General features: G+C 66.7%; 10 protein-coding genes. 5 read left to right on the plus strand and 5 right to left on the minus strand.

What is annotated here, in order from left to right; all coding sequences use genetic code 11:
- Positions 1-217 precede the first annotated feature (217 nt).
- Positions 218-1,183, plus strand: a complete 966-nt coding sequence (locus BST14_RS27025; RefSeq protein WP_083067361.1) for a diacylglycerol/lipid kinase family protein — start codon at positions 218-220, stop codon at positions 1,181-1,183.
- A 283-nt stretch (positions 1,184-1,466) separates the two neighbouring features.
- A complete protein-coding gene (gene whiB1, locus BST14_RS27030; RefSeq protein ID WP_003874607.1) occupies positions 1,467-1,721 on the plus strand; it encodes a transcriptional regulator WhiB1 in 255 nt (84 codons plus the stop codon).
- A gap of 71 nt (positions 1,722-1,792) precedes the next feature.
- On the opposite strand, the gene BST14_RS27035 is transcribed toward whiB1, so the two are convergent.
- Both BST14_RS27035 and BST14_RS27040 read right to left on the minus strand, forming a co-directional pair.
- Positions 1,793-3,292, minus strand: coding sequence for a sensor histidine kinase (locus BST14_RS27035; protein ID WP_083067362.1), 1,500 nt, complete (start codon positions 3,290-3,292; stop codon positions 1,793-1,795).
- Between the two features lie 51 nt (positions 3,293-3,343).
- Positions 3,344-3,559, minus strand: coding sequence for a biotin/lipoyl-binding carrier protein (locus BST14_RS27040; RefSeq protein WP_069419075.1), 216 nt, complete (start codon positions 3,557-3,559; stop codon positions 3,344-3,346).
- A gap of 215 nt (positions 3,560-3,774) precedes the next feature.
- Here BST14_RS27040 and BST14_RS32755 point away from each other — a divergent pair, with 215 nt between their 5' ends.
- Complete coding sequence (locus BST14_RS32755) at positions 3,775-3,849, plus strand: 50S ribosomal protein bL37 (protein ID WP_085976515.1); 75 nt, start codon at positions 3,775-3,777, stop codon at positions 3,847-3,849.
- A gap of 7 nt (positions 3,850-3,856) precedes the next feature.
- Here BST14_RS32755 and rsrA read toward each other — a convergent pair whose 3' ends face one another.
- Positions 3,857-4,171 carry a mycothiol system anti-sigma-R factor gene (gene rsrA / locus BST14_RS27045; RefSeq protein ID WP_083067363.1) on the minus strand — a complete coding sequence of 105 codons (315 nt, stop codon included), beginning with the start codon at positions 4,169-4,171 and terminating at the stop codon, positions 3,857-3,859.
- Complete coding sequence (locus tag BST14_RS27050; protein ID WP_083067364.1) at positions 4,168-4,830, minus strand: sigma-70 family RNA polymerase sigma factor; 663 nt, start codon at positions 4,828-4,830, stop codon at positions 4,168-4,170. Before BST14_RS27050 ends, rsrA begins: the two co-directional genes overlap by 4 nt.
- Positions 4,831-5,143: 313 nt before the next feature.
- On the opposite strand from BST14_RS27050, the gene BST14_RS27055 reads away from it, so the two are divergent.
- Positions 5,144-6,004: an SDR family oxidoreductase gene (locus tag BST14_RS27055; RefSeq protein ID WP_083067365.1), complete on the plus strand. Its 861-nt coding sequence runs from the start codon at positions 5,144-5,146 to the stop codon at positions 6,002-6,004.
- Between the two features lie 72 nt (positions 6,005-6,076).
- Positions 6,077-6,562 carry a YbaK/EbsC family protein gene (locus tag BST14_RS27060; protein WP_083067366.1) on the plus strand — a complete coding sequence of 162 codons (486 nt, stop codon included), beginning with the start codon at positions 6,077-6,079 and terminating at the stop codon, positions 6,560-6,562.
- A 33-nt stretch (positions 6,563-6,595) separates the two neighbouring features.
- On the opposite strand, the gene BST14_RS27065 is transcribed toward BST14_RS27060, so the two are convergent.
- Positions 6,596-7,345 (minus strand): SDR family NAD(P)-dependent oxidoreductase, encoded by a 750-nt coding sequence (locus tag BST14_RS27065; RefSeq protein WP_083067367.1) that lies wholly within the window; start codon positions 7,343-7,345, stop codon positions 6,596-6,598.
- Positions 7,346-7,737 lie beyond the last annotated feature (392 nt).

Below are 7,737 nucleotides of genomic sequence, written 5' to 3' on the forward strand. Positions count from 1 at the left end.
CGCTCGAAAAAGACATCCGGGACTGGATCACCGCCTGGAACGACAACCCGCGCCCCTTCAACTGGACCAAGACTGCAGATGAGATCTTCGAACGCCTCGCTTCATATCTTCAACGAATTCCTGGCGCACGACACTAGTAGAGCCGCTCCGGCGGTTGGGGCCCCCGCCTCACGCCGCGCCGCGGCGCGCATCGTCGCACCGCCTAAGCTCGTGCATCATGCGGGCCTTGCTGATCGTCAACCCCACAGCGACTTCCACCACTCCGGCGGCTCGCGATCTGCTGGCCCACGCGCTCAAGAGCCGCCTGCAGCTCAGCGTCGAGCACACCAACCATCGCGGTCACGGCACCGAACTCGCGCAGAAGGCCGTCGCCGACGGGGTCGACCTGGTGGTCGTGCACGGCGGCGACGGCACGGTGAGCGGGGTGGTCAACGGCCTGCTCGGCCCGCCGGGGCCGCTGCCGAGCGGCCCGGTGCCGGCGGTTGCCGTGGTGCCCGGCGGTTCGGCCAATGTGCTGGCGCGGTCGCTGGGCATCTCGACGGATCCGGTCGCGGCCACCAACCAGCTCATCCAGTTGCTCGACGACTACCAGCGGCGCGCCATCTGGCGGCGGATCGGCCTGATCGACTGCGGCGGACGCTGGGCCGTGTTCAACACCGGCATGGGTGTCGACGCCGAGGTGGTGGCCGCGGTCGAGGCCGAACGGGACAAGGGCGGCAAGGTTTCGGCGTGGCGCTACATCCGCGCCGCGGTGCCCGCCGTCTGGGCCTATACGCGCCGCGAACCGATGCTGACGCTCGAACTTCCCGGCCGCGAACCGATTACCGGGGTGAGCTTCGCGTTCGTGTCGAACTCGAGCCCGTGGACGTTCGCCAACGAACGGCCGGTGTGGACCAACCCCGGCTGCAACTTCGAGTCGGGCCTGGGGGTGTTCGCCCCTACCACCCTGAAGCCGATCCCGACGCTGCGAATCGTGCGGCAGATGTTCGCCAAACGGCCGACATTCAACTTCAAGCACCTCATCACCGAGGACGATCTGCCATGCGTGCGAGTTACCTCGACCGGCGACGCCGTCGCCTGCCAGTTCGACGGCGATTACCTCGGCCCGCGCGAGACCATGACGTTCAAAGCCGTCCCGGACGCGCTGGCGGTGGTCGCCCCTCGTCAGCAGAAACGGCACTGAGCTGCGGTAATGCCGCACCCAGCCGCGGGTGTGGGCAAATTACCGCCGGAGGCAGCCCGTGGAGTGTAGTACAACGGAGTAAGGGCTTGGCTACGAGTTGATCAAAGTGAGATAGCCCACGAGCGAACTCACACTATTGACATCTGTTGAGCCTGTGAAACGATCAAAAGGTTGCATGCAGAAATTTACGCAGGAGTCCAAACTCCGATTCTTCTGCACGCGTCAAACAGCCGAAGAAAATGGCCGTGCGCCTTGCTGCGCACTCAGTGAGGAGTAAAGACGTATGGATTGGCGCCACAAGGCGGTCTGTCGTGACGAAGACCCGGAGCTGTTCTTCCCGGTAGGGAACAGCGGCCCGGCGCTCGCGCAGATCGCTGACGCGAAACTGGTCTGTAATCGGTGCCCGGTGACCACAGAGTGCCTCGGTTGGGCGCTGAACACGGGCCAGGACTCGGGCGTCTGGGGCGGCATGAGCGAAGACGAGCGGCGTGCGCTGAAGCGTCGCAACGCCCGGACGAAGGCCCGCAGCGGGGTTTAACCCAATAACGCAATTAGTGCGGCCTCGGCGAAAGTCGGGGCCGCACCTTTGCGTGTGGGTGTGCCGTGCGTCTACAACAGCAAACGGTTGCGCCGGCCGATCGGCACCCGCAGCACCACGTCGGTGCCACGGGCCGGCGCCTGCCGCATGCCCAGGGTGCCGTCCAGCTCGGCCGACACCAGCGTCCGCACGATCTGCAGACCGAGGCTGTCGGACGTCTCCAGGCTGAATCCTTCCGGCAACCCGCGACCGTCGTCGTGCACCACCACGTCCAGCCAGCGCGCCGCGCGCTCGGCGCGGATCGTCACCGAGCCCTCCTCGACCGCCGGGTCAAAGGCGTGTTCGATCGCGTTCTGCACCAGTTCGGTGATCACCATGATCAACGCGGTGGCCCGGTCGGAATCCAGCACGCCCAGATCGCCGACCCGGTTGATGCGGATCGGCCGGTCCACGGACGCCACGTCGTTCATGATCGGCAGGATCCGGTCGATCACCTCGTCGAGGTTGACCTGCTCGTCCACCGACATCGACAGCGCGTCGTGCACCAGGGCGATCGAGGACACCCGGCGCACCGACTCGATCAGGGCTTCCCGCCCCTCGGCGTTGACCGTCCGGCGGGCCTGCAGACGCAACAGGGCCGCCACGGTCTGCAGGTTGTTCTTCACCCGGTGGTGGATTTCCCGGATGGTGGCGTCCTTGGAGATCAGGGCCCGGTCGCGGCGCTTGACCTCGGTGACGTCGCGGATCAGCACTGCAGCGCCGGCGCTGGCGCCGTCGACCATCAACGGCAACGTGCGCAGCAACACGGTGGCTCCCCCGGCGTCTACCTCCATGCGCATGCTGCGCCCGCCGGCCACCAGATCGCTCACATGCTCGGCCACTTCGGCCGCCTCGAACGGGTCGGAGATCAGCGGACGCGTGACCTCGATCAGGTTGTGGCCCTCCAGCTCGGTGGTCAGGCCCATCCGGTGATAGGCCGACAGCGCGTTGGGGCTGGCGTAGGCGACGACGCCGTGCACGTCGAGCCGGATGAAGCCATCGCCGGCCCGCGGGGTCGAGCGCGACATGACCACGTCCCCGACGTCGGGAAAGGTGCCCTCGGCGAGCATCTGGACCAGGTCGGCCGCGCACTCGCGGTAGGCGATCTCCAGCTGACCGGACGCACGGTCGGCGGCCAACGCGGTCTGATGGTGGGTGAGCACGGCCACCACCTTGCCGCCGTAGCGCACCGGGGATGCCTCGACGTGGGTACCGGGAAGCCACGAATCTTTCTGTGCCACAGCATCATTCCGCTTCGCGGTGCCCGACTCGAACGTCTCGGCCACCAGCCGCAACCGGTCGGAGCCGACGGCGGTGCCCACCGCATCGGTCTGCAGCGCCGTGGGCGCCGTGTTCGGCCGGCACTGCGCCACGCACACCAGCACGCCGTCGTCGCGCCGCACCCACATCAGGTAGTCGGCGAAGGACAGGTCGGCCAGCAGCTGCCACTCCCCGACCACCGCGTGCAGATGGTCCACCGCGTTGCCCGGCAGCATGGTGTGTTCGGCGAGCAGATCACCGAGAGTTGACATTGCTTTACTCCCCGGGTCGTTCCCCGGCGGCTGATCGAAGGGGCCGGATGCCTAGCTGATGACCGCGATGAGGTCGCCCGCCTGAATGACGTCGCCCACCGACACGCTGACCTTGCTGACGGTGCCGCCGACCTCGGCCAGGACGGGAATCTCCATCTTCATCGACTCCAGCAGCACCACGACGTCGCCTTTGCCGATCTGGTCACCCTCGCTGACAACGACTTCGAGCACGCTGGCCACGATCTCGGCACGGACATCCTCCGCCATCTTCACCCCACTCGTCTCGGCCTTCGCGCAGGCTGGCTGCTGTCACCACGGTTTCCTCGGGCCCGTCAGGCTCGGATACATCGAACCACACCGACCAGTCGGGACCGCGGCACACGGCCCCCGACAAGCACTCCGACGTCGCATGAGAGAATGGTCGACAAGCCAACGGGGCGCCGGGCGCCCGGCTTGACATGCAATCACGGAGGTTTTCCATCATGGCCAAACGCGGCCGAAAGAAGCGCGACCGCAAGCACAGCAAGGCCAACCACGGCAAGCGGCCCAACTCTTAAAGGGACGCTACTGCGAACCCCGGATGATGGTGGTGCGGCGGATCTCGAGCCGTAGCCGCTCGCGCAATCCCTCGGGGGCCTTCTCGCCCCGGCACTTGGTGGCGATCAACGCCTTGATCCGCTCTTCGAGCCCGTAGTGCTTGAAGCAGCCGGGGCATGCCTCGAGGTGCCGGCGCAGCTGTTCGCGGGTGTCCGGGCCGCATTCACCGTCGAGCAGGAGCCAGACCTGACGAATCACCTCCGCGCAGCCGACGCTGCCGTGGGACTCGTCGTTGGGGCAGGCGTCGGCGGAAGCACCGCCCTGGCCGGAGAACTCGCTCATGACGACACCTCCTCGTGCGTCTGCTGACCGCGGTTGAAGCCGCGCTCCTTGGCAACGTCGGCCAACAGGCCACGCAGCTGCCGTCGACCGCGGTGCAGCCGTGACATTACCGTTCCAATCGGCGTATCCATGATCTCGGCGATTTCCTTGTACGGGAAACCTTCGACATCGGCGTAATAGACCGCCATCCGGAATTCTTCCGGCAACGCCTGCAATGCGTCCTTGATCTCCGAGTCCGGCAGCGCTTCCAGGGCCTCCACCTCGGCCGAACGCAGCCCGGTGGACGAATGCTCCGCGTTGGAGGCCAGCTGCCAGTCGGTGATCGCCTCGGTGGGGTACTCCGCGGGTTGGCGCTGCTTTTTGCGGTAGCTGTTGATGTAGGTGTTGGTCAAGATTCGGTACAGCCACGCCTTGAGATTGGTGCCGGCCCGGAATGAGCGGAATCCCGCATAGGCCTTCACCATGGTCTCTTGCAGCAGGTCCTCGGCGTCGGCGGGATTGCGCGTCATGCGCAGCGCGCCGCCGTATAGCTGGTCCAACAGGGGAATCGCGTCGCGTTCGAATCGCGCCGTCAATTCCGCATCTGTCTCTTCGTGCGCTGCAGGCTCGGGAATCTCGGGCCCCGTCGCGCCATCGCGACCATCTTCAGAGTCGGCCATCTCGATTAACCCGGTCCCTTCTGCGGCGGTGTTACCGGAGGCCACCGAAGGCGCCACCGGACTCGCAAGGAAGCCAGCCAACAGCTCCTCGCCTAACAGGCTCGTCGCCGTTGACACCACGGCTGCTCCTCCCAATCTAAAGGCTGACCCCGACACCGTCCGTCCGGGTCCGCTCCACCGCATGTGAGACCGACTGGATCAACAGCGTGCGCGGCCCCGCTATTTCCGCAGCGCGAGTCGGCCGGGTGGCGGTGTCGGCCGCCCCGGTCGGACCCCGATCCGGCCGACTCGGGGGTGGCGTTAGTGTGACGCCATGTCCCACGCCAAGCCTCTCCAAGGCAAGACCATGTTCATCTCCGGCGCCAGCCGCGGTATCGGCCTGGCCATCGCCAAGCGCGCCGCACAGGACGGCGCCAACATCGCGCTGATCGCCAAGACCGCCGAACCGCACCCGAAGCTGCCTGGCACGGTGTTCACCGCGGCCAAGGAGCTCGAGGAGGCGGGCGGACAGGCGCTGCCGATCGTCGGGGACGTCCGCGACCCGGATTCGGTGGAGGCGGCCGTGGCCAAGACCGTCGAACAATTCGGCGGCATCGACATCTGCGTCAACAACGCATCGGCGATCAACCTGGGGTCGATCAGCGAGGTGCCGATGAAGCGCTTCGACCTGATGAACGGCATCCAGGTGCGCGGCACCTATGCGGTGTCGCAGGCCTGCCTGAGACACATGAAGGGCCGGGAGAACCCGCACGTCCTGACGCTGTCGCCACCGGTGCTGCTGGACAGCAAGTGGCTCAAGCCGACCGCGTACATGATGGCCAAGTTCGGTATGACGCTGTGCGCGCTCGGGATCGCCGAAGAGATGCGCGACGAGGGCATCGCATCCAACACCCTGTGGCCGCGCACGCTGGTGGCCACCGCCGCGGTGCAAAACCTGCTCGGCGGTGACGAGGCGATGGGACGCGCCCGCAAGCCCGAGGTTTACTCCGATGCGGCCTACGTCATCCTCACCAAGCCGGCCAAGGAGTTCACCGGCAACATGCTGCTGTGCGAGGACGTGCTGGTGGAATCCGGCGTCACCGACCTGTCGGTATACGACTGCATTCCCGGCTCCAAGCTGGGCGTCGACTTCTGGGTGGACGGCGTCAACCCGCCGGGGTACTCGGGTCCCTAACTGCTCCCAGCCGTGACCGCAAGCGCGGCGAAGCCGGGTGCGGCGGGTCACGGCCATCGAAAGGGCTTTACGGTGGCCGCCACACCGGGCATCGCCGCTTTGGTGAAAGCCGATGTGCCGCATCAGATCCTGACCTTCGATCACGATCCACGGCAGCAATCGTTCGGCGCCGAGGCGGTCAGCGCGCTCACCGCGGCCGCGGGCGTCGAACCTGGACAAATCTATAAAACTCTCGTCATCGCGGTGCCGAACGGATTGGCGGTCGCGGTCGTGCCGGCGACCGCGCGTCTCGCGCTGAAGGCGGCCGCCGCGGCGCTGGGGGTTGCCAAGGCGTATATGGCCGAGGCTTCGGTCGCCGAGCGGACCACCGGATACGTCGTCGGTGCGGTGTCGCCGTTCGGCCAGCGCAGGCGGCTGCCGACGGTCGTCGACTCCAGCGCGCCGCAGTGGGAGCGGGTGTGGTGCAGTGCCGGTCGTCGGGGCTGGGAGGTGGCGGTGGCGCCGCGGGATCTGATTCGCCTCACCGGCGCGGTCACCGCCGACATCAGCCGAACGTGACCGGGGTTGCCATGTTCTCGGTCGCTCAAGGCTTTACACCGTCAGGTAGCCGCCGTCGACGACGATGGTGCTGCCGGTGATGTACGAGGCGGCGTCGGTACATAAGAACAGCGCCGCGCCGACGCAGTCCTGGGGAGTCCCCGGCCTGCCCAGCGGCGTGTGGAAGCCGATCTCGACGTCCATCAACTCCGGAATTTCCATGATCGCGTGCGTCATTCGGGTGTGAATTATCCCGGGCGCGATGGCGTTGACCCGGATCCCGTCGTCTGCCCACCGACGCGACAGGTTCATCGTCAGGGCGATCAGGCCCATCTTCGACGAGGCGTAGCCCGGGACGAAGACCGCCGACCGGAACGCGGACATCGAGACGACGCTGACAACACTCGCGCCGCCGGGGGCCTGGCTGGACGCCAGGCGCCGGTGGCAGCGCATGGTCAGCCGCATCGGGCCCAGCATGTTCTGCGTCACCGACGCGACGTAGCCATCCGGGTCGTATTCGTCGCCCGCCGGATAGAGGCCACCCGCGTTGTTGACCAAGATGTCCAGCTCGCCCAGCGAATCCGCCAGTGCGTCAACCGATTCGGGATCCTGGATATTGCACTGGCGGTAAGTGAACGCGCTCAGCTCCGCCTCGGGATAGTCCGCGGCCGCGCCGCGGGTGCCGGTCACCGTGACCTCGGCCCCGGCACCGGCGAACGCGGCGGCGATCGCGTTGCCGATACCGCTGGTGCCGCCGGTCACCAGCACATGGGCGCCGGTGAAATCGAAGTTGACGGTGTTCATGCGTCGGTCCTCAATTCGGTGATGGACTGGTGAGCCGGGCCTTCTCAAAGTTATCGGTGTCCCCGAGCACCAGCTCGGTCGCACCTGCGACCCGACACCCGTGACGCCGGAGGCGGTGGCCGTGGCCACCGCGGTGGCGCTCGCGGCCCAGCGAAGTTAAGAGCCGCGGCGAAAAGCACTCCCTGCTGCCGCTTGCCACGACGCCGGGCAGCCGGAACAACCTCTGGAAATCACTTGTGCCACTTGTGTTTCAGTAGTCTCAGGGCGGAGAAGTCTGTCGGGGGGCACGATTAGTTTGAGGGTGTGGGAGCAGTCGTTGATCGCGAGGCGCTGTCGTCGGCGTTGGACGCGCTCGACGCGGCCTTCGACGGGGTTGTAGCGTTCGATTGCCA

Source organism: Mycobacterium arosiense ATCC BAA-1401 = DSM 45069 (assembly GCF_002086125.1).
GTDB classification, from domain to species: domain Bacteria; phylum Actinomycetota; class Actinomycetes; order Mycobacteriales; family Mycobacteriaceae; genus Mycobacterium; species Mycobacterium arosiense.

Bases quoted from the DNA above. Each gene is read 5' to 3' on its own strand.
- BST14_RS27025 (WP_083067361.1), top strand. From the start codon at position 218: ATGCGGGCCTTGCTGATCGTCAACCCCACAGCGACTTCCACCACTCCG.
- whiB1 (WP_003874607.1), top strand. From the start codon at position 1,467: ATGGATTGGCGCCACAAGGCGGTCTGTCGTGACGAAGACCCGGAGCTG.
- BST14_RS27035 (WP_083067362.1), bottom strand. From the start codon at position 3,292: ATGTCAACTCTCGGTGATCTGCTCGCCGAACACACCATGCTGCCGGGC.
- BST14_RS27040 (WP_069419075.1), bottom strand. From the start codon at position 3,559: ATGGCGGAGGATGTCCGTGCCGAGATCGTGGCCAGCGTGCTCGAAGTC.
- rsrA (WP_083067363.1), bottom strand. From the start codon at position 4,171: ATGAGCGAGTTCTCCGGCCAGGGCGGTGCTTCCGCCGACGCCTGCCCC.
- BST14_RS27050 (WP_083067364.1), bottom strand. From the start codon at position 4,830: ATGGCCGACTCTGAAGATGGTCGCGATGGCGCGACGGGGCCCGAGATT.
- BST14_RS27055 (WP_083067365.1), top strand. From the start codon at position 5,144: ATGTCCCACGCCAAGCCTCTCCAAGGCAAGACCATGTTCATCTCCGGC.
- BST14_RS27065 (WP_083067367.1), bottom strand. From the start codon at position 7,345: ATGAACACCGTCAACTTCGATTTCACCGGCGCCCATGTGCTGGTGACC.